At 41.6% G+C, this 19341-nt stretch carries 21 protein-coding genes; 11 read left to right on the top strand and 10 right to left on the bottom strand.

Features of this window, described 5'->3' with window-relative positions; translation table 11 throughout:
• Positions 1–82: 82 nt before the first annotated feature.
• Both HYG93_RS00980 and HYG93_RS00975 read left to right on the top strand, forming a co-directional pair.
• Positions 83–541 carry a DMT family transporter gene (locus HYG93_RS00980; RefSeq protein WP_120365218.1) on the top strand — a complete coding sequence of 153 codons (459 nt, stop codon included), beginning with the start codon at positions 83–85 and terminating at the stop codon, positions 539–541.
• 90 nt (positions 542–631) lie between these two features.
• Positions 632–1927, top strand: a complete 1296-nt coding sequence (locus HYG93_RS00975; protein WP_120364491.1) for an MATE family efflux transporter — start codon at positions 632–634, stop codon at positions 1925–1927.
• 55 nt (positions 1928–1982) lie between these two features.
• Here the strand turns inward: HYG93_RS00975 and HYG93_RS00970 are convergent, their stop codons facing one another.
• Positions 1983–2192: a DUF1737 domain-containing protein gene (locus tag HYG93_RS00970; RefSeq protein WP_117007419.1), complete on the bottom strand. Its 210-nt coding sequence runs from the start codon at positions 2190–2192 to the stop codon at positions 1983–1985.
• A gap of 288 nt (positions 2193–2480) precedes the next feature.
• Here HYG93_RS00970 and HYG93_RS00965 point away from each other — a divergent pair, with 288 nt between their 5' ends.
• On the top strand, positions 2481–3779 hold the full coding sequence (locus tag HYG93_RS00965; RefSeq protein ID WP_117007418.1) for an AarF/ABC1/UbiB kinase family protein: 1299 nt from the start codon (positions 2481–2483) through the stop codon (positions 3777–3779).
• Positions 3780–3966: 187 nt separating this feature from the next.
• A complete protein-coding gene (locus tag HYG93_RS00960) occupies positions 3967–4221 on the top strand; it encodes a type B 50S ribosomal protein L31 (protein ID WP_106983995.1) in 255 nt (84 codons plus the stop codon).
• A 104-nt stretch (positions 4222–4325) separates the two neighbouring features.
• Here HYG93_RS00960 and crcB read toward each other — a convergent pair whose 3' ends face one another.
• Entirely contained in the window at positions 4326–4703 is a 378-nt protein-coding gene (gene crcB, locus HYG93_RS00955; RefSeq protein WP_178961667.1) for a fluoride efflux transporter CrcB, read from the bottom strand.
• Positions 4704–4870: 167 nt separating this feature from the next.
• Between crcB and HYG93_RS00950 the strand changes: the two genes are divergently transcribed.
• Positions 4871–5203 carry a HopJ type III effector protein gene (locus HYG93_RS00950; RefSeq protein ID WP_117007416.1) on the top strand — a complete coding sequence of 111 codons (333 nt, stop codon included), beginning with the start codon at positions 4871–4873 and terminating at the stop codon, positions 5201–5203.
• Positions 5204–5314: 111 nt separating this feature from the next.
• Here HYG93_RS00950 and HYG93_RS00945 read toward each other — a convergent pair whose 3' ends face one another.
• A complete protein-coding gene (locus tag HYG93_RS00945) occupies positions 5315–5725 on the bottom strand; it encodes a protease inhibitor I42 family protein (RefSeq protein ID WP_121531513.1) in 411 nt (136 codons plus the stop codon).
• Between the two features lie 18 nt (positions 5726–5743).
• Entirely contained in the window at positions 5744–6301 is a 558-nt protein-coding gene (locus tag HYG93_RS00940) for a hypothetical protein (RefSeq protein ID WP_372658411.1), read from the bottom strand.
• Between the two features lie 289 nt (positions 6302–6590).
• On the opposite strand from HYG93_RS00940, the gene HYG93_RS00935 reads away from it, so the two are divergent.
• The gene (locus HYG93_RS00935) at positions 6591–7214 is read left to right on the top strand and encodes a class I SAM-dependent methyltransferase (RefSeq protein WP_106983991.1); all 624 of its coding nucleotides are present in this window, start codon (positions 6591–6593) and stop codon (positions 7212–7214) included.
• A 26-nt stretch (positions 7215–7240) separates the two neighbouring features.
• Here HYG93_RS00935 and HYG93_RS00930 read toward each other — a convergent pair whose 3' ends face one another.
• Together HYG93_RS00930 and HYG93_RS00925 are read right to left on the bottom strand one after the other, a co-directional pair.
• Positions 7241–7834 carry a hypothetical protein gene (locus HYG93_RS00930; protein WP_120364479.1) on the bottom strand — a complete coding sequence of 198 codons (594 nt, stop codon included), beginning with the start codon at positions 7832–7834 and terminating at the stop codon, positions 7241–7243.
• 74 nt (positions 7835–7908) lie between these two features.
• A complete protein-coding gene (locus tag HYG93_RS00925; protein WP_120364480.1) occupies positions 7909–8376 on the bottom strand; it encodes a Holliday junction resolvase-like protein in 468 nt (155 codons plus the stop codon).
• A gap of 115 nt (positions 8377–8491) precedes the next feature.
• Between HYG93_RS00925 and HYG93_RS00920 the strand changes: the two genes are divergently transcribed.
• The 3 genes from HYG93_RS00920 to sodC all read left to right on the top strand — a co-directional run bounded on the left by HYG93_RS00920 (position 8492) and on the right by sodC (position 11114).
• Positions 8492–9136 (top strand): ParA family protein, encoded by a 645-nt coding sequence (locus HYG93_RS00920; RefSeq protein ID WP_106983988.1) that lies wholly within the window; start codon positions 8492–8494, stop codon positions 9134–9136.
• Positions 9137–9268: 132 nt separating this feature from the next.
• Complete coding sequence (locus HYG93_RS00915) at positions 9269–10384, top strand: AI-2E family transporter (protein WP_120364481.1); 1116 nt, start codon at positions 9269–9271, stop codon at positions 10382–10384.
• 163 nt (positions 10385–10547) lie between these two features.
• A complete protein-coding gene (sodC, locus tag HYG93_RS00910) occupies positions 10548–11114 on the top strand; it encodes a superoxide dismutase family protein (RefSeq protein WP_120365221.1) in 567 nt (188 codons plus the stop codon).
• Between the two features lie 101 nt (positions 11115–11215).
• Here sodC and HYG93_RS00905 read toward each other — a convergent pair whose 3' ends face one another.
• Positions 11216–12451 (bottom strand): DUF2252 family protein, encoded by a 1236-nt coding sequence (locus HYG93_RS00905; RefSeq protein ID WP_120365222.1) that lies wholly within the window; start codon positions 12449–12451, stop codon positions 11216–11218.
• 161 nt (positions 12452–12612) lie between these two features.
• Here HYG93_RS00905 and yccS point away from each other — a divergent pair, with 161 nt between their 5' ends.
• Together yccS and HYG93_RS00895 are read left to right on the top strand one after the other, a co-directional pair.
• Positions 12613–14757: a YccS family putative transporter gene (gene yccS / locus HYG93_RS00900; protein ID WP_178961665.1), complete on the top strand. Its 2145-nt coding sequence runs from the start codon at positions 12613–12615 to the stop codon at positions 14755–14757.
• Positions 14758–14914: 157 nt separating this feature from the next.
• Positions 14915–15214: a DUF3817 domain-containing protein gene (locus HYG93_RS00895; protein ID WP_117007408.1), complete on the top strand. Its 300-nt coding sequence runs from the start codon at positions 14915–14917 to the stop codon at positions 15212–15214.
• Between the two features lie 94 nt (positions 15215–15308).
• Here the strand turns inward: HYG93_RS00895 and HYG93_RS00890 are convergent, their stop codons facing one another.
• The 3 genes from HYG93_RS00890 to HYG93_RS00880 all read right to left on the bottom strand — a co-directional run bounded on the left by HYG93_RS00890 (position 15309) and on the right by HYG93_RS00880 (position 19271).
• Positions 15309–16538: an MFS transporter gene (locus HYG93_RS00890; RefSeq protein WP_121531501.1), complete on the bottom strand. Its 1230-nt coding sequence runs from the start codon at positions 16536–16538 to the stop codon at positions 15309–15311.
• 269 nt (positions 16539–16807) lie between these two features.
• Entirely contained in the window at positions 16808–17686 is an 879-nt protein-coding gene (locus HYG93_RS00885; RefSeq protein ID WP_178961663.1) for a pirin family protein, read from the bottom strand.
• A gap of 88 nt (positions 17687–17774) precedes the next feature.
• A complete protein-coding gene (locus HYG93_RS00880; RefSeq protein WP_178961661.1) occupies positions 17775–19271 on the bottom strand; it encodes an AbiH family protein in 1497 nt (498 codons plus the stop codon).
• Positions 19272–19341 lie beyond the last annotated feature (70 nt).

The following is a 19341-nucleotide window of genomic DNA, read 5'->3' as shown; positions in this document are numbered from 1 at the left end:
ACACACTAAGGCATTCTATATTTCTGTTCTGAAGTTTTATGCAGTACACTCAATCAAATTAAAAAAATTTACAGATAAGAAAATGAAAATAAGTAGCCACCTACTGTATTTACTCCCACTTGCGATGGGTATTGGCATCGCCATGACCATTCAAACTGCAATTAACAGCCAATTGCGTGAATATTTATATTCTCCATTACAAGCCGCCCTATTATCGTTTTTGATAGGTACAATAGTGCTTGCTGTCCTTGTGTTTTTTCAACCTGTCGAAAAGCCCAACCTTGAAACCCTCCTACAGATTCCTTGGTTTTTATGGCTGGGTGGATGCTTAGGTGTATATGCCATTAGCATCAGTATTTATACGGCACCCAAATTAGGTTTTTTAAGCCTATCTGGCCTGATTATTTTTGGCCAAATTGCCATATCAATGTTTATTGACCAATACGGCTTATTGGGTAATGAAAAAACTCCTATTCATTGGCAGCGCCTTTTAGGTGGCGTGGTGATTTTTATTGGTGTGCTTCTCACTTTACAACGCTAAGACCTCATACCTAAGCACCTCAAAGAAAGAGTATGTTCTGTGTCTACTGTCACAACAACCCGCTTTGAATTAAAGCAACTGTTCCGCTTGATGATTCCCATCTTAATCACCCAATTTGCGCAAGCAGGTTTTGGTTTGATTGATACCATTATGGCTGGCCATTTGTCTGCGAATGATTTGGCTGCTATTGCAGTTGGTGTCGGGCTATGGATTCCGATTATGCTACTGTTTAGTGGCATCATGATTGCCACAACGCCTTTAGTCGCAGAAGCCAATGGTGCGCGTACACCTGAAAAAATTGCCACCATTGCTCGCCAGTCTTTATGGATTGCCTTTATTCTTGGAATCATTGCCTGCCTGATTTTACAAGTTGCACCTTTTCTACTCCCTATTTTAGGTGTACCTGAAGCATTGCTCCCCAAAGCCAGCTTATTTTTACATGCGATTGGTTTTGGTATGCCTGCGGTGACCATGTATGCAGCCCTACGCGGTTATTCCGAAGCATTGGGCTACCCTAAACCTGTCACAGCCATTAGCTTAATTGCACTTGCTGTACTGGTGCCGCTGAACTTTATCTTTATGTATGGACTCGGCCCAGTGCCTGAGCTTGGCTCTGCAGGCTGTGGTTTTGCGACTGCTATTTTGCAGTGGCTGATGTTCTTGGCTTTAGCACTGTATATATTTAAAGGCAGTGCCTATAAAAAAACCCAGCCTTTCGCGGTCTGGGAAAAATTAGACCCCGTGTGGATGAAACGCATCTTTACACTGGGCTTTCCTATCGGCTTAGCGATTTTCTTTGAGGTGAGTATTTTTAGTACTGCCGCCATTGTGCTCAGCCCACTCGGTGAAGTGACTGTAGCTGCACATCAAATTGCCATCTCCATCACATCACAGCTGTTTATGATTCCTATGTCTTTAGCCATTGCGCTCACCATTCGGGTGGGCACGTATTATGGCAGTCAAAACTGGGCTGCTATGCGCCGTGTACAAATAGTTGGTCTGGCAACAGGGACCGTTTTTGCACTCATTACCATGCTACTGCTGTGGCTACTACGCGCTGAAATTGTGTCGCTCTATACCTTTGACTATGATGTTGCGGTATTGGCGGTGTACTTGGTGCTCTTTGCAATTGCTTATCAATTGATGGATGCATGGCAAGTGAGTGCTGCAGGTTGCCTACGTGGCATGCAAGACACTAAAGGCCCAATGTGGATTACCATGCTGGCCTATTGGATTATTGCCTTCCCTGTGGGTATTTATTTGTCACGCTTTACCGACATGGGCGCAGCGGGTGTTTGGATTGGACTGATTGTTGGTTTAACTGTGGCCTGCATCTTACTCATTAGCCGTTTGATGATTATAAATAAACGTATCGCACAGCTTTAAATTTGATTGTCCATACGGTTACGGCTCGTATGGACTTTTCTTCTCAGTACTTTAACTAACCCAAGTCAGCCAACGCTTTTTTTAAGCCCTCAGGCACATCTGCTTCCTCTGCCTCTTTCATAATGGCTTGACCCACAATCACATCTGTACCGTTAAAGGTCATGGTTGGCGAACCATAAAGCTCATAGCCTTCATTTAAGGCCTTGGTCACACGTGCACAAAAGGTCACATCATCTTTACCGGTTAAATATTTATATACTTTCATGGCCTAATTTCGTCTGAGTTACTCAGCTTATTTTAAGCTTAATCCTACAAGATGTAAGGCTGAGTTTAGAAACTTTGCATGAATGGCTAAGCGATACACATGAGCCAACAATGCAAAATGATGCCAAAACAACGATCAGCTTTAAACTGCCTGATAGCCTGTAAGTAAGATTGATTTAACACCCTGATGTCGTCATAGACACAAAGCTTTAACATTTTAAAGTAGGCAACACCTTGATTAACGCCTATGATCAAAACCATATTTTATGATGATCTTGAGGAGCATCACATGGCCAAATCGGCTAGCACCCCCGGTCGCCGCTTTATGAAACTTGCGGGAATGACTGCAAGTATTGCCAGCAAGACAGTTTCAAATTCGATTAAAAACCTCACTGCCGACGAAGAGCAAAAGAATGCTTCGCGCAGCAAATTATTTCAAGATATTGGGGTACAAATTGCCGACACCCTCGGTGACATGAAAGGTGCTGTCATGAAAGTCGGACAGATCGCCTCACAATATAAAGACATTTTCCCACCCGAAGTTGCAAAGGCTATAGGCAAACTACAACGTCAAGCACCGCCTATGCCGTTTAGCGATATTAAAGCGCAAGTGGAAAAGGAACTAGGCAAGCCCATTCTTGAGATATTCAAAAGTTTTGATGAAGTGCCCTTTGCCGCTGCCTCCATTGGCCAAGTTCACAAAGCGACTTTGCCCAATGGCCAGCAAGTTGTGGTCAAGGTGCAATACCCAGGTGTAGATGAAGCCTGTGAAAGCGACTTAAAACAGGTTCGCCTTGCACTCCGCTTAATGGGCGTATTAAAAATTGATCGTAAACTCCAAGATCAATTATTTCATGAGATACAAGAAAGCTTAGATAACGAACTCAATTATCAAATTGAAGCACAAAACCTTGCCGTTGCACGTACCTTCCATGAAGCACTCGATAGCAAGATTGTCATTCCCCAAGTCTATGAAGATTATTCTTCACGCCATATTTTAACTTTAAGCTTAGAAGAAGGCGAAAGCATAGAAACAGCAAGTACTTGGTCACAAGACACCCGCAATGAATTGGGTCGCCGTTTACTCCGTGCTATGGGACAAGAAATTTTCTTCTTAAAACGTTTTCACTGTGACCCACATCCGGGCAACTTCGCCTTTCGTGAAGATGGTACGGTTATTATTTATGACTTTGGTGGCGTTAAAATTTTATCCAATGACACAGTACAACAATTTAAAGCATTAATACGTGCAGCACGTGCAGAAAATATTCCAGAAATTGAAAACCAGCTAGATGCACTGCACTCAATGGCAGAAAAAGGAAAATTCCCAGAAGCCCTATACAAAGAATGGTTAGAAGTGCTCATGCGTCCACTCACAACGCAATATGACTTTGCCGAAAACTCTGCACATCATGATGGTGTTGAGCTGATTAAACCTTCATTAAAATATTGGGATGTGTTTAAGCCTTCGCCTGATACGCTTATGGTCAACCGTACCGTGTCTGGGCATTACTGGAATCTTATTCATTTAAAAGTGAATGACAATTTAAATGATATTTTTGAAGAGTTAATTCCCCCTCTGGCCTAAGTTTGAATTTGCCTTAAAAGCTCGATCTCGATCGGGCTTTTTTTTATGGCTTGTAATGAAATGACAAATCGCGCTGACATTCGCCTGTCCAAAGTTCCATTGGTGAAGAAATGTAAATCTGCTTGCAGATATTAATGTTACAATATAACATAACATTAAATTTGAAATCTGCGATAGGAGAAGAACAATGCGTCCGAATATTCATCCTCAATACCAAGATGTACTTTTTCATGACACCAATGCTGATGTGTATTTTGTGATTGGCAGTACATTACAAACGACACAAACACGTGAATATGAAGGTAAGACATATCCTTATGTCACTTTAGATATTTCAAGTGCATCACATCCGTTTTATACGGGTGAACAACGTCAAACCAGCAATGAAGGCCGTGTGGCAAGCTTTAACAAACGTTTTGCGCGTTTCAAACGCTCACACTAAATTCATATTGTTTTAAGCTTTTGCTTTTAAAGTAAAACTATTAAAGAAGTCTAAGACCCCCTCCTCCAGCTTAGACTTCTTTTTTTTGTCTGTGCACAGCCAATTTATACTTTTAGCAAATACTGAAACAGATAAAAACCCAAAGCCAACAGTACTACACCCAACACCACACTCGACCCTACATAAAGCAAAGCAATACTGGTTTGTGCCTGTTTCAGCAATTGAAAGGTTTCTAAGCCAAAACTCGAAAAGGTGGTAAACCCGCCTAAAATACCGACCATCACAAACAAACGAGTTTCTTGTTGCAATACGGGATATTTCTGCGTAAGTGCAAAAAAAATACCTGCGATAAAACACCCAAGTAAATTAATCACCCACGTGCTCCAAGGAAACAGACCACTCGGCTTATACAACCAAAGCCCTGTGCCATAACGCAGACTTGCACCTATTGCCCCCCCAAGGGCGACCAATAACCAATTCATGGATGTTCCTATCTATTTTTGAGGCAATCTCGCCTACTTTTCTAAGTTCTGCCTGTCACTATAGCTGAACTTTGACTTCTATTCGGCACCAAAATTCACTCAATTTAAATGCAAAATCTTGCTATATTCGCAAAGCTTAATTTACATTTTTTACGGATGATTCATTTATGGCGCAACAATTATTGGCAGAACTTCAAGCTGGCACAGCAAAATTTGCTGACGTGATTGCATTTATTGAAGCACGTTATGTTCATACGCCAACAGCATTTCAAAATGGCCAGCAAAGCAACGGTGCCAATGAAAACCAAGGCAGTGCCAAAGTATTTTCTTTTGCACAGCTGAATGGCTTAGATCAAGCGCAAACTTTAAGTTTATTTGCTGAACATTATGCATCTGTACTGGCAACACCAGAAGCGACAGATCACCAAAATATTCGCCAATTTATGCTCAATGGCTGGGACGGCATTCAATTTGATGGCCAAGCCTTAACTGCAAAATAAGCCTATGCGCTGAGCAATCATATTCACTCGACTTTAAAGCAATCAAGCCAGCATTCGTGCTGGCTTGATCAGTAGAAATGTACGTAAAAACCGTGACTACACTCTAATCGCTTAAGAAATTCTAACTCGGCACTGCCATTCGTCAATCGAGGTTTTTTCCCACGGTCGTGCATGCTGTATATGCAGTACCTCTTCACCCGCTTGTTGTGCAGTAAAACGATAAGTTTTTTGACCACCTACGCCCACAATAGGCGGATCACTTTGCTTTGGTTGATCCGATTTAAACAATTCTTCAGCTTTAAATAGCTTAGGGCTTTTCGTTAAGCGCCAGACATAACCTGTGGTTGGGTTTTCATCTAATATGACTTCAAGTGTTTGACCACGATCCATCTCTAAGAGTGCTGGACAGCTTTGCTTACCCGTAAAAATATGATTTTTACCATCGACCGTTGAGCTCAAACTACTACACCCACCCAAACCTAAGGCCAAAACCAAAGCCATACCCATTGCTTGTAACTTCATGATGATGCCAACTCAAATCTAACTTTTAACGCGTTCAATCCATTGAATTGAATCTACTCGAAAAACTTCACAAGCCCCATCCCCTGTATCGGTTGGGGTTAAGGATGAGGTCCAAACCAAATCTTTGTCTTTAATTTCGACCAAATCACCTTTTAAGCGGACTAAATCACCGCGTTTAACTTTTTTAATTTCTTTGGCAATCGCAGGGCTAGAAGGAATAATGTGCATATTTGACACCATCATCATCGCCTGCTTTTCAGGTACGGGAACTTTATCCATACGCCAGTTTAAATAGCGGTCATATTGATTGACGCTAATACGGCGAGCAATTTCTGGCTCGGCAAATAGCCCCCAACTCACGGCATAATCGATAGGTGAAAATTTAGCTTGTTCATCACTGCTATAGGTTTTTGAACCTAAAATTCGAAAGTCACCATAAAATGGCTGTAAGGTGGAAATAGACTGCCCTTGAGCAACCGGTGCTAAACCTTTGGCAATATTATATTCCGATGATGCCTGCGCACCTGTTTGTAGCAGTATTGAAGCCAATACCGTACTGAGTAAAATCTTTTTCATCATCGGGTTACCTCTTTTCATTGCTTCGTTCAGGCCTTTGCAGTCGATGCCTTCGACTAATACAATCCAGCGGATGTTCAATCCCAAATAGACCGATGATCAGCATCTCACCTGAAACTGAACGCTTGCTTAATCATTTATTTCTAATCTTATATTAAGGAAAAATTCGGCAGAAACATTAGTAACTTGGTAACAATTCAGCCCTATTGACGGGTATATGTCTTATCTTTTGAGCCATATTCGACTAAGCTTGGCAACATTCCCATTCATTTATAATAATAGCGCAACAATGATTTATAAATTTTATCAACAACATATCTTTCCACACTTACTCAATCAAGTCATGCAAGTGCCCAGCTTAATGGATAAGCGCCGTGAATTACTGTTGCCCATTCAAGGTGAAGTTTTAGAGATTGGTTTTGGTACAGGATTGAATCTTGCATTTTATCAAGCAGTAGATACCGTGTATGCCCTAGAGCCCAATATTGAAATTTATCAACTGGCAGCACAGCGCATACATGAAACGCCTTTTGAGGTTCAACATATACAGGCCAGTGCTGAAAAACTCCCTTTTGCAGATCGTAGCTTAGACCATATTGTTTGTACTTGGACCTTATGTAGTATTGCCGATGTGGAACTTGCACTCGATGAAGTGTATCGCGTACTCAAAGTAGGAGGCACCTTCCATGTGGTTGAGCATGTTTTACACAATGAAAATCACAACATCCAGCGCCTACAAAATCTGTTCACCCCGCTACAAAAACGCGTGGCCGATGGCTGTCATTTAAACCGTAATATAGAACAAGCTTTAAAAAATGCAGACCTCGAAATTACTGAACTGCAATATTTTGATGCTGAGGGCATTCCATCCATTGGACGTCGCATGTTGTTGGCACGGGCGGTAAAAAGCTGATGAATAACCTGCAACTGAATGCAGCGTTAAGACAACAGCTGAATATAGGTAATTTTGACGATACTGCATTGTGGTCTAGGTCGCGGTATATTCATGCCTGTCACAAAGCGCTTGCCTGTTTTCAGTTGCTGTACATTGACATATTGCCCTTGTAACTTCACATGCTGACCCGGTTTTAAACGTCGTAGTTGCTTGGTAATCCGCTCATTAGCAGCAATTGCACTCACATTGAGGCTGTCTGCACGGACCTGATCTGCTGTTAAGCTTGAGTTCGGCTTGAGCTGAAAATCATAGCACCGACTGTGCTGATTAAAATCGACCTGTTTCAAAGTATTCGCTTTAGCCAACATCCCCTGTACCAGCAATACATCCACATTGCTCAGATAAGCCAAATCGTTATATTCCCCCACCCATGCCGATGCACGGAATAGCGCACTTCTTTGTGCCGAATAAAAACGCTGACCCGCAACGGTAAAATCTCCAGAAAATTCACCGCGTGTTTCTAGCTGAAAATTTTTAAGAACACCCGGCTGTTCCAAATGTGGAATTTCTCTAAAATACGCATGCCAGGTCCAAATCAGCAATGCTAAACAAGTGAAGGCGATCAGCAACTGTTTCATGCATTTATCTCCCCCGTCAGCATGACGATATGGTTCAGCGCACAATAAAGTACCTTCAAAAAAGTACCCTCAAATTAGTCATTAAAGTTAATTCTTATGGTTTCAAAACGTACACGTCCCTCAGCGATTGCTTGTGCGATTGCTTGCTGACCTTTGGTTAACCGTGCGCCACCACTTTTAATATCAATCAATACCACTTCAATATCATCTGCATGACCATCCCCATCACGATAATCGGTATAACCATCAAAGACCACATAATCGACAGGATCGCCCAGAAACTTGGCATCACTCGGCAGGTACTGAAATTCAGGCATAATAGGTGCCAGTTGCTCTGCCATTTTGCCCTTTAATACTGCGCGACTGGTATTTACACTACGCTTTTGGGCATGGGTTAATGCTTGCTGATGCTCTAACTCCAACTCGGCAATATACTTTTCATACTCTGCTCGAATACGTCCATTGCGCGAGTTACTTAAAATGAGCGTAGTCAACACCGCCCCAATGCATGCCCCAATCAACATGGCCATCCAAACCGACATCTGTTCTTCCTAATTCAATGGCTTAAACTGCAACTACAACTTTCGTTTTCTGTCCTATGCATTGCACAAAAGAATGATATGCTAGGGCCGAGCAGAATAAAATCATTATTGGGTCATGAAAACAATTTTAGTTGCCAATCAAAAAGGCGGATGCGGGAAAACCATAACAGCCATCAGTTTAGCTTCTGCACTGGCACAAAAAGGCTATAAAGTCGCTTTGGCCGATGCTGACAATCAAAAATCAGCTTTGCAATGGTTAAAGCAACGCCCCGAACAAGTCGCTTCTATTCAAAGCCTCGATTGGCGTCATGAAAAATCCATTGGCGATGCACCCAAAAATACTGAATATTTGATTATTGATGCCCCTGGCGCGCTTTCTGGTGAACACGCCGAACAACTGATTAGTGAAGCCCACACGATCATTACCCCGCTACAACCCTCATTTTTTGACATCGATTCAACTCGCCGTTTTCTAAAGCATCTTCAAGACATTAAACGGATTCGTAAGGGTAAAGTTCAAATTTTACTGCTCGCCAACCGTGTCAAACCCAATGCAACCAGTGCAAAAGATATTCAAGATTTTTTTGCCAAAATTGAACAACAACCTGTTGCTTGGATTTCTGAACGTAGTGCTTATGGTCAATTGGCCATGCAAGGCTTGAGTGTATTTGATAAAACCCAAAAAAATTACATTAGCATTCAAAACCAATGGCAACCTATATTGAATGCTATTATTGATGATGAAAGCGACTGGTTTTAAGCCCTCGCTTTTTACTGTACTTTCGTCATCAAGTGAAGTGAAAATAAAAGGTTTTCATTGGTAAATACTCATTTTCGAGTAGTTTTTTTCAGTTAATATGGACCATGTCCTCTTTAATCATCTGAGAACTCAGTGCAACAATACGCGCCTACCTTACAAAAATTCTTATTGTTCGGATTGTTTTTTGTCCTGATCTTTTTAAGCTTTAATGTCTTAAAATATTTTATTGTGCCTGTGGTTTGGGCTGCAATTATTGCCTATATGACATGGCCACTGTATCAGCGCATTTTAAATGCTTGTAAAGGGCGTGCCACGCTCAGCGCTACACTGATGATCTTACTGGTGGTATTGGTCGTTGGCTTACCTGTAATTTTTGCAATCTTCTTGCTCCAACACGAAGGCCGTAATTTATATTATGAATTACAAAAACAAGTATTTTCAGGGCATTTGAACGTACCGCAATTTGTACGTGACTTGCCAATTATTGGTAAAGAAATTAACCGTACGCTACACGATTTAAATACAGACCCAAACAGTATTATTCAATCCGTGCAAATTTGGGTTCAGGGTCATTTAAATTATGGTAAAGCCTTAATTAATGAAGTCAGTAAAAACATTTTTAAATTGTGTTTTGCCGTCATGTCTTTATTTTTCTTTTACCGTGATGGTCAACTCATTTTAGACCAAGCCAGCAAAGCCTTAGAAAAAGTGATTGGTCCACGTATTCATCATTATTTGGCAACCATTTCAGACACCACACGGGCAGTTGTTTATGGTGTAGGTCTGACAGCGGTCGCACAAGCCACTTTAGCAGGCATTAGCTACTTTGTTGCAGGTGTGCCCAACCCCATGTTGCTCACTTTAGTTACTTTTATACTGGCACTCATTCCATTTGGCCCACCTGTGGCTTATACCTCAGTATCCTTATGGCTATTTTCACAAGGTCAAACCATTGAAGCGATTGGGGTCATGGCATGGGGCGTGTGTATTGTCAGTACAGCAGACAACGTGATTCGACCTTTGGTCATTTCGGGTGCAACACAAATTCCATTCTTATTAATTATGTTTGGTGTATTGGGTGGTCTGGCAAGCTTTGGCATGGTCGGTTTATTTATTGGTCCAGTGATTTTGGCGGTGTTGTTGGCCATTTGGCGTGAATGGCTACATGAAGCCAATATTGAACCTGTACAAGTACCAAAAGCTACCCTAGCACATGATTTAGATGATGATTCAGATCTAAAAAACTAAATCATCAGGCGCATCAAAATTAGGCGATATCATCATCGCAATAATATTAAGGCAAGGTTCATCCCCTTGCCTTTTTTGTTACAGAGCTAAACCGAATTTACATGGCAGTTCAGGCAAAGCTCTGTTTCAATGAGCTATGACCCTATACACCAAGGACGTATACATGCCACATTTGAATTTTAAAAAAACCACGAAAACCTTAGTTGGCCTTTCATTCGGTTCATTATTTATGCTGGGCTGTGCCAGTACACTACCTTTAAAAGATGGCACACCCAGCCAACAAGTTAGCGTTAATGCCGTAACACCTGCTGGTATTGGCGTGGCTATTGGCACGATTCACTTGGAGGATAGTCAGTCTGGCTTAGTGCTTCATACACAACTGAGCCAATTGCCTGCGGGCCCACATGGTTTTCATATTCATGAAGTCGGATCATGTGCACCTGCCAGCAAAGATGGAAAAATGGGCGCTGCTTTAGCTGCAGGTAGCCATTTTAATCCGAATAAAGCCCCAAATCATGGTACGCCATTAACAGGCCACTTGGGTGACTTACCATTACTAAATGTACAGGCTGACGGTACAGCACAAGTGACGCTGGTTGCGCCACGTTTAAAACTGGCCGATGTACAAGGCCGTGCCATTATGATTCATGCAGGCGGTGACAACTATTCAGACTCACCAAAAGCGCTTGGCGGTGGTGGTGATCGAATTGCATGTGGTGTAATTCAATAAACACACGGATAAACAGATCAAGCGATATGGCAGTAACTGTGGGTAAAATTGATTTTATCCACAGTCCTCAATGACCTAAATAGCGCCCACGATTCACGGCCTTATCCACCTGATTTCAACTGATTTCTTAGGGCATAGCGTCTGCAATGCTCTAAGTAACCCGCCTCATGCTCGCTAATGAGTTCCACGATGCTACGCCACAACCAAAACGGCGCATCAATGGTTTTAGATTGAGCGCGCTTCAGCTCTTTAATCCATGATTTACGTTCGACTTGTGTCATTTGCCTCACATGCGCCCGCCCAACCACAAAAGCCAAATAAAAGGCTAAATTTCGCGCTTCAAATTCATTGGTACCTTCAATTTCTAGCTTCAAATCCTGAGGCATGAGCTCTCGAATAAAGACCGAAGTATCTAAAAACTGAGATGCGCGCATGCGGCTACCTAAATAAGGCGATAAATGCCGTGCGCCTTCGACGATCCGCTCAGCATTGTCTCTGGGCATAGAGGCTTCGGTATAGCGTGGCGCCAGTGCGCGAGCGGCTTCTTTTAAATCCATGAGGCAAAGGTCACTGCCTTCACTGATGTGATGATGATTGGTATCCATCAGCACGATATAGCGTAGCAGTCCCAAAGAACTACAGCCTTTGACCCAATACGCCGCATCAAGCATGTGAATACGATCTGCCTCACTGCGTTGCCCAATCATCATAACTAAGTCACTGACATGCTCCTGACGAAACAGCTGTTCGATTGCTTTATGTTCTTTTTTGAGTAAAGGCCAGAACTTAGACCCCAGCTCAATTTTGGGTTCTAAGCCCTGCAAGCGTTCTTTGGCCAAACTTTTCCATGTACGTTTATAAGCCTGTTGCATAACACCATGTACAGCACGTGGCCGATTGACTAAATCAGTAGGCTGGCCTTCATTTTCCAGTGCATGTACATAACCTGCATAGAGCGCTTCAATCATTTGCGCGGTAACCACGCCCGGCAAATCAGAACTGCGAAGCGCTGTTGCTAGCGATAATCCCAAACGGATCAAATCATTCACTGGATTGCCAATGACCGTTTGATCTAGATCTCGAATTTCAATTTCAATCTGACCTTCTACATTGGCCACTGGCCCAAGATTTCCTGTATGGCAGTCACCACAAATCCAAACTGCAGGCCCCTGCGGTATCGAGCTGATTTCAGCAGCTTTAAGCCAGTCATAGTATTTGGCAGTATTGCCTCGCACATAGGCATGAATCGAACGTGCCATTTTTAAATTACGCTTTTCTGTCAGCGCATCACTGCGTTGCCTCGGCTGACAAATATCACTTTTGATTATTTTTGGCATGATTTGTGTCTATTATTTTTGAGTCTTTACAAAATTCTGCATCTAATTCACTCTAAAATGCAGAGATGAATGAATGTTTTCTGTTGGGATTATGTTCTCAACATTTTCCTGCGTGCTAGCAAGCAATATGCTGCTGAGAGCCATATAGGTAAAAATTGAACGTGAATCTGCCACCATCATTACTACAAGGTTTTAAATCCAATGCACTGGCAATTTATTGCGTGCAAATTTGCATTGTGCTGAGTGGTTCTACGCTCGGACTGCATTTTCTTGGGTTAGAAACCCTGATTGTGCCTGTGACTCTGGGTGCAATTGCCACCGCACTGACAGACTTTGATGACCGACTCAGCATCAGGCTCCGTAATTTGGCCTATGTGTGTATCTTATTTTTTAGCGTAAGCAGTATTTTAGATGCCTTGCATCCCTATCCCGTGCTGTTTGCCATATATTTGTCATTCTCCAGTGCCTGCCTCATTTTGATGGGAGCGCTCGGCCAGCGCTATGCTGCGATTTCTTTTGGCACAATTTTGCTATCCATTTACACCATGTTTGGCCTTGGTGAATACACACCGTGGTATTTTCAGCCCAGCGCTTTTGTTTTAGGTGCGCTGTGGTATGGCGCCACCGCAATTGTGTTCTATCTGATTAAGCCGACACTGCCTGTACAAGATCAGTTGGCACGCTGCTTTAAACAAATTGCCTCTGTGCTACATGCGAAGTCACTGTTATTTGATCCAGATAATCGCGCCAATGTTGAAGAACTCTTATATGCCTTACCACTACAAAATAGCGCGGTGGTGGATAGCTTAAATCGCACAAAGGCCTCATTGCTCACACGGCTAAAAGCCTCTCGTGCCAATCAAAAAACCATTTACTGGCTCAAACTGTACTTTTTGGCGCAAGATCTGCACGAACAGGTCAGCGCAAATTATCTGCATTATGAGCAGATTCACCTTAATTTTAGCCGCACAGATCTGATTTTCCGCATTCAAAAAAATATCCGCCTACAGGCAATCGCGTGTGAGGAACTGGCACAGTGTATTTTAAATAGTCAGGTCTATCAGCCCAACGCCAATGCCTCAATCGCACTACAGAATTTGCATAGCTCCATGCATGACTGGATTCAGAATAATCCACACAACATTGAAGTAAAAAATCTACAATTGGTGCTGAATAATTTGGACAGCATGCAGGAGCGTTTTGCGCATTTAAATGATTTAAACAGCCCGCAGGAACATCTGCCGCAGCAGCTAGATCAACTCAATTTATATGATGATGACATTCATGGCACCCGTGATTTATGGCTTAAGCTGAAGCAGCATCTCACGCCACAGTCGGCGCTGTTTCGCCATGCAGTGCGGATTGCCTTTGTTTTTGCAGTTGGCTACGGTATCTCACTCTTACCCTTTGCACGAAATGGCTATTGGATTTTACTGACCAGTTTATTCGTTTGCCAAATGCGTTACTTTGCCACCAAAAGTCGCTTAAAAATGCGCACGCTCGGCACTGTACTGGGTGTATTACTGGGCATTCCAGTGTTGTATTTTGTGCCGAGTACCGAAGGCCAATTATTGTTGGTAATTATTTTTGGGGTGTGCTTTTTCTATTTAAGTGCCAAAAAATATGCCATGGCGACGCTGATGGCGACCCTCATGGTACTGCTGATTTTTAATTTAAAAGGCGCAGGTTATGCCATTATTTTGCCAAGGATTATGGATACGATTTTAGGTTGTCTGATTGCTTGGTTTGCCGTCAGCTTTATTTGGCCAGACTGGGACTTTCGCAATATTTCCAACACCATCAAAAAAAGCACACAAGCCACGCTACAGTATTTTAATGCTGTGCTGGATGAATATATCGGTGGCCGTAGCAACAGCATGACTTATCGCCATGCGCGGCGCGATGCACATAATGCGCAAACTGAGCTAGCCAGCATGATTTCCAGTTTAAGTACAGAGCCAAACCCTGACCCTGAACTGATTCACTATGCCTTTCGCTATCTGGTGTATAGCCATAGCCAACTGAGTTATGTGTCTGCTTTGGGTAGCCACCGCGAACAAGTTCAAGATGCACAAGTACTCGACCTACTACAGTGGTGTAAAACTGCACTCGCGGATTCCCTGTTACAACCCAATTTAGCGTTGGATGAAATTCAGCAGAAGCTTTTGAAAATAAAACAACTGAATGCACAGGATAATTTATCCAGCCATTTGCAGCTGGTGCTCAAGCAAATCAGCCTATTGCTCGAAACCTTGCCAGAGCTACTGGCACTGAAAACAGAACTCCTCCAACGCGATATTAAATAGTCAAAGCGCATCTTATATAAAAGCATTGGCACACCAATAACCAAGCGCATAGCTTGGTTATTAGTATTTGATTTATATTAATTTTAATAAAATAATCTTTTGTTTTCCCCATCGCTTTTCAGTACACTCAAGGTTCATTCTCATTCTAGCCATGACCATGAATATTCAAACTTTACGCATTGTGGGTACTTTAGAAGGCCTATCCTTTTTACTTTTACTGTTTATTGCCATGCCCCTAAAGTACATGATGGGTAATCCAATTTTAGTCAAATACGTTGGCATGGGACACGGGGTTTTATTTGTTGTCTTTTTAGCGGTGCTGTTTATTGTTTGCGAAAAACAAAAATGGTCGCTCAGTGTATTTTTAATGGGTTTAGTCGCATCAATCTTGCCATTTGGCCCTTTTGTATTTGATGCCAAATTAAAGAAATTAGCACAAGAAAAAACGTCGGTTTAATAGAACTACTCAGTTCAACGGCCGTACATTCAGGCAAGGCGATGCGATCAAGACCATTGATCTGCCCTGCCTGTAGTGGTTTTTGTTATGCCGTTTAAAACTCACCCGCCTCACGGCGTTCCTGCAAAATACGCATAAATGCACGGCGCGGGAAACTAAACCACAGTGCAATGAGTGCCAAACAAGAAAAACCATAGGCGCTAATATGAAATTGCTCATACAGCATGCGCGCCAGCTCAATCACAATAAAAAAGCCAAACATCATCAGTACAGACACAGCCGCTGCGACAGTTCCTTTGGATACCTCCGACGACATCAAAGCAAAACGGTACAACACCGAAAAGCTCATGCCTTCACCAAAGCTCACCAAGGTCATGCCAATAATCACGCAGTAAATAAAATACTGAGGCAACATCACGCCCAGTACCACAATGGCAGTCCCCAACAACATTAATGGTAAACCAAACAATACTGTGCGCCCAAGCGCCAAGCGGTCAATAATATTTAACAGCACAATATTGCCTAAAATAAGCCCACCGAGCACAGGAAACTGTGCCAAACCATATTGCATACTGCTCAGGCCGAGCTCTTCAACCAACATGACTGGAGACAGTGCAATCCATAGCATTAAAGGCATTGCGACCATGGGCAAGCCCAAGGTCAGGCTTAAAAAGCGTTTATTTTTAAAGACCTGTTTAAAATCATCCGCAATATAGCTTAAAGGCTGTTTGGGTATACTTTGCTTCGGTGCAGGCATTTTGGCTTTGAGGCCAAACCAACTTAAAAAGGCTAAAAATGCAATGCCAATAAAGCCCCAATGCCATGACACATGATCAATTAAAAATGCCCCAATTACAGGCCCAATTAAAGGTGCAAGCAAGGAAATATTGGCCATCAATGCCATCACTTTAATGGCATCACGCTCTTCAAACGTTTCTTGTATGGCAGCATAGCCCACAGCTGAAATGACCGATAAACCAAAGCCTTGTAAAAAGCGTAGAGTTAAAAAGCTTTCAATATTCTGAGTAAGCAAAATGAGCAGGCAACAGATGGTAAAAAATGCCACACCACCCAACAGGACTTTTTTACGCCCTAAGCGGTCAGACAATGGCCCTAAAATTGCCGCAACACATGCACCACCCAACAAATAAAAAGACATAGATGAGGGTGCCCAAGCACTGCTTACACCAAACTCTTTGGTAATGGCAAGCATCGCGGGCTGTACAAGGTCATTGCCGATATAAACTGAAAATTCAAATAAAACCAAAGCCAGCGGAAACATTAATGTTGCTCGGCTCAGTTTTGTTACGGGTACATTTTGCATTGTTATCTACATATAAAGGTGCACACTGCATGGGGCGTGTCTTAATCTTGGGGAGAGACACTCCAGCCCAATGGCAGGCACTGTAATTCATTAAAATAAAAAGCTGTGCGAAATATGCTGTGTTGCACCGTATTCACAAGGTGCTTATAAAAAGAGAAAGTGGTGTATTCAATAATAGAACTTAAAGTTGCATGGAGCATGCTTTAAGTTCTGTCAGTTTAGCAGTGTTTATTTAAATTGTATGCCGTGATTTTTTCAGCTTGATGACATTAACTGCCCTCTGCTGGGCTGTGTATAAATGTGCCATTTTTTAAATCTTCATAGCATTGTAGTATTTGTTCATAGCTGTTCATCACAAAGTAACCACGACCATAAATCGGCTCATTTAAAGGCGCAGCACTTAAATACAAAATTGCGCAGTCACGCTGTGCGGTTATTTCAACATGCTCACCTAAGCTGGACATCACCGCCATGTGATTGTCTTCCAGTTCATCAGCGCTTGCTGCAAATACTGCACGGCCTGAGCGCATATAGATGAGTGTGGTATCTCCCGCCTGTGCAGGTAGCTGTACGGTTTGGCCTTGTTTGATAAATACATCATAGACTTGCATAGGCGTATGGGTTTCTGCTGGCCCGACATGGCCTGCATATTCCCCTGCAATCACACGCACATAGCCTGCATCATCGGCAAATGCCGCTTTAGGAATGCTGTTATTCCTTAAGCTTTGGTAGCGTGGCGGGTTCATTTTGTCTTTGGCTGGCAAGTTGACCCACAGCTGGAGCATTTCAAATGGGCCGCCTGTTTTGGAAAATGCTTCGCTAAACACTTCTTTATGCTGTATGCCTGAGGCTGCCGTCATCCACTGTACATCGCCTGCATAAATAACCCCACCTCCGCCTGTGGTATCGCGGTGTTCGAGTTCACCTTTAAACATGATGGTGACGGTTTCAAAACCGCGGTGTGGGTGTTCGTCTACACCTTTACGCAGTTGGGTGGATTTGAGTGTGCCGGGGCCTAGGTGGTCGAGCAGTAAAAAAGGTGAAACGGTATTGCCCAGTTCGTAATGGGAAAAGACTGAGGTGACTGGGGAGAAGTCACCTACAGCAGATTGGGTTGTGGTGTTATGAATAAAGGCGAGGGTTTTCATGTTGTTGTATGCATTCTTTTTGATGCTTTGATCTTAGCCTATCAAGTACAGGGATTCGATAGGCTAAGCGATTTTAAGTGTCGCAGTTTTAGGATGCTCGATCTGTATCTGAGTTTTCTTCAGCTAAAAATTGAACTTCGGGGTTAGGCTTAAAGACCAACCATTTATTTTTCATCCATTGCTCGACTTTGTCTTTACCTAGAATTGCTAATAAATTATTGAGCAATGAAAATTTTGCAGGCTTATCAAAATAGTAAACCGTCACACGTACATTACGATCCATATCATCATTTAAAGAAAACAGGTCTTTAATGTAATCTTGATCAGAAGCATCTAATGAATGTCCCCAAATAAAAAAATTAAGATTTATTTTTCTTTGTGATATCTTTTCATCAATCTGTTTTTTTAAAGCTGATACCTCCCATAAATTATTGATTTTATCTAACTTAGTATTTAAATTTATTATTACTTCTTCATTTTTTAAAATCTTATTTTTAAATCCATCTAGGAAAATGTAATCCGTATCTTTAAATAATTTCTGATGGTATTTAGTGAAACCATAAGCTTTTATCTTCTTTAAAGTGGCATCTTCTAAGTCAGAAACGCCTAAAACAATATTTTGATCCACTCCATGACTGCCATGTAAATATTCTACATCTACCGAATCATAAATACGTTGAAAGGTATTCGTATAGTTGAAGGAATATATTTTATTAGGGCTAATCCAATCTTCACCCTCTATAGAATATATATTTTTTGGCAATAATTGACTAACAATCAGGTCGAGATATAAATTAAATATTTCAATAAATTCATCTAATTTTTTTTGCAACAAGCTTAGTAAATGATCATCATTTAATTTCCAATATCCTGAATAATTCTGGATATATTGATCATTAATATAAAATCTTAAGCTACCATGATCAGGATCCCCAATATCGATTGGCACATTAACAATATGTCCATGCTCATCATAGTCATCTTGATCTATAAAATAACCTGAATATAAAATATTAAATTTCTCCAATAAATTACATTGCTCTCTGGTGAGAAAGATTTTTCTTTCTTCTCCATTTCTATAGAAACAGATCTCATGAGAAAAACTTCCAGATTCGTCTAACTTTCGATTTAAACTTACAATAAATTTTGCTACAACTTTTAAAGCTTCATTAATTTTAGTTTCAAAATCAATCCAAGTTTTTACTTCTCGAACATGATCAGAAAAATATTGATACCAACTATTATTTTTTAATTTATATTGAATCTCTAAAATTTTTTCCAAGGGAATAACTATCTTTTCCGTATCGTAGATTTCTTGTATTTTTTCAATAAATTTTTTATCCCTACATTTAGAGAAAAGATCTTTAAAATTCATTTGATAAGTCAGCTCACTCGTTGCCACCTTAATTTGAAACACTTTCAAAATCAGTTGAGGCAAATCATCTACAGACATAGTAAATACATCACTGATTGGCTTTCCTAGATCTTTTTCCTCAATTGCCCTCATTACATCCATAAAATGGTCATACTTCGTCGGCAAATAATGCGACAAATCAAAACCATTACCCACAATCAAAATATTCATTGTTCTTATAAAACCCCAATAAAAAAGCGCATCAACTGATACGCTTTTTATGAGGCATATTCGCCTAATT

The sequence above is a fragment of the Acinetobacter sp. SwsAc6 genome (assembly GCF_013391565.1).
Taxonomy (GTDB): domain Bacteria; phylum Pseudomonadota; class Gammaproteobacteria; order Pseudomonadales; family Moraxellaceae; genus Acinetobacter; species Acinetobacter cumulans.
The sequence above is the reverse complement of the archived record's forward strand: the minus strand, read 5'-3'. Positions and strand labels throughout refer to the sequence as shown.

Coding starts and splice junctions, on each gene's coding strand:
- HYG93_RS00980 (WP_120365218.1), top strand. CDS start 83: ATGAAAATAAGTAGCCACCTACTGTATTTACTCCCACTTGCGATGGGT.
- HYG93_RS00975 (WP_120364491.1), top strand. CDS start 632: ATGATTCCCATCTTAATCACCCAATTTGCGCAAGCAGGTTTTGGTTTG.
- HYG93_RS00970 (WP_117007419.1), bottom strand. CDS start 2,192: ATGAAAGTATATAAATATTTAACCGGTAAAGATGATGTGACCTTTTGT.
- HYG93_RS00965 (WP_117007418.1), top strand. CDS start 2,481: ATGGCCAAATCGGCTAGCACCCCCGGTCGCCGCTTTATGAAACTTGCG.
- HYG93_RS00960 (WP_106983995.1), top strand. CDS start 3,967: ATGCGTCCGAATATTCATCCTCAATACCAAGATGTACTTTTTCATGAC.
- crcB (WP_178961667.1), bottom strand. CDS start 4,703: ATGAATTGGTTATTGGTCGCCCTTGGGGGGGCAATAGGTGCAAGTCTG.
- HYG93_RS00950 (WP_117007416.1), top strand. CDS start 4,871: ATGGCGCAACAATTATTGGCAGAACTTCAAGCTGGCACAGCAAAATTT.
- HYG93_RS00945 (WP_121531513.1), bottom strand. CDS start 5,725: ATGAAGTTACAAGCAATGGGTATGGCTTTGGTTTTGGCCTTAGGTTTG.
- HYG93_RS00940 (WP_372658411.1), bottom strand. CDS start 6,301: ATGAAAAAGATTTTACTCAGTACGGTATTGGCTTCAATACTGCTACAA.
- HYG93_RS00935 (WP_106983991.1), top strand. CDS start 6,591: ATGATTTATAAATTTTATCAACAACATATCTTTCCACACTTACTCAAT.
- HYG93_RS00930 (WP_120364479.1), bottom strand. CDS start 7,834: ATGAAACAGTTGCTGATCGCCTTCACTTGTTTAGCATTGCTGATTTGG.
- HYG93_RS00925 (WP_120364480.1), bottom strand. CDS start 8,376: ATGTCGGTTTGGATGGCCATGTTGATTGGGGCATGCATTGGGGCGGTG.
- HYG93_RS00920 (WP_106983988.1), top strand. CDS start 8,492: ATGAAAACAATTTTAGTTGCCAATCAAAAAGGCGGATGCGGGAAAACC.
- sodC (WP_120365221.1), top strand. CDS start 10,548: ATGCCACATTTGAATTTTAAAAAAACCACGAAAACCTTAGTTGGCCTT.
- HYG93_RS00905 (WP_120365222.1), bottom strand. CDS start 12,451: ATGCCAAAAATAATCAAAAGTGATATTTGTCAGCCGAGGCAACGCAGT.
- HYG93_RS00895 (WP_117007408.1), top strand. CDS start 14,915: ATGAATATTCAAACTTTACGCATTGTGGGTACTTTAGAAGGCCTATCC.
- HYG93_RS00890 (WP_121531501.1), bottom strand. CDS start 16,538: ATGCAAAATGTACCCGTAACAAAACTGAGCCGAGCAACATTAATGTTT.
- HYG93_RS00885 (WP_178961663.1), bottom strand. CDS start 17,686: ATGAAAACCCTCGCCTTTATTCATAACACCACAACCCAATCTGCTGTA.
- HYG93_RS00880 (WP_178961661.1), bottom strand. CDS start 19,271: ATGAATATTTTGATTGTGGGTAATGGTTTTGATTTGTCGCATTATTTG.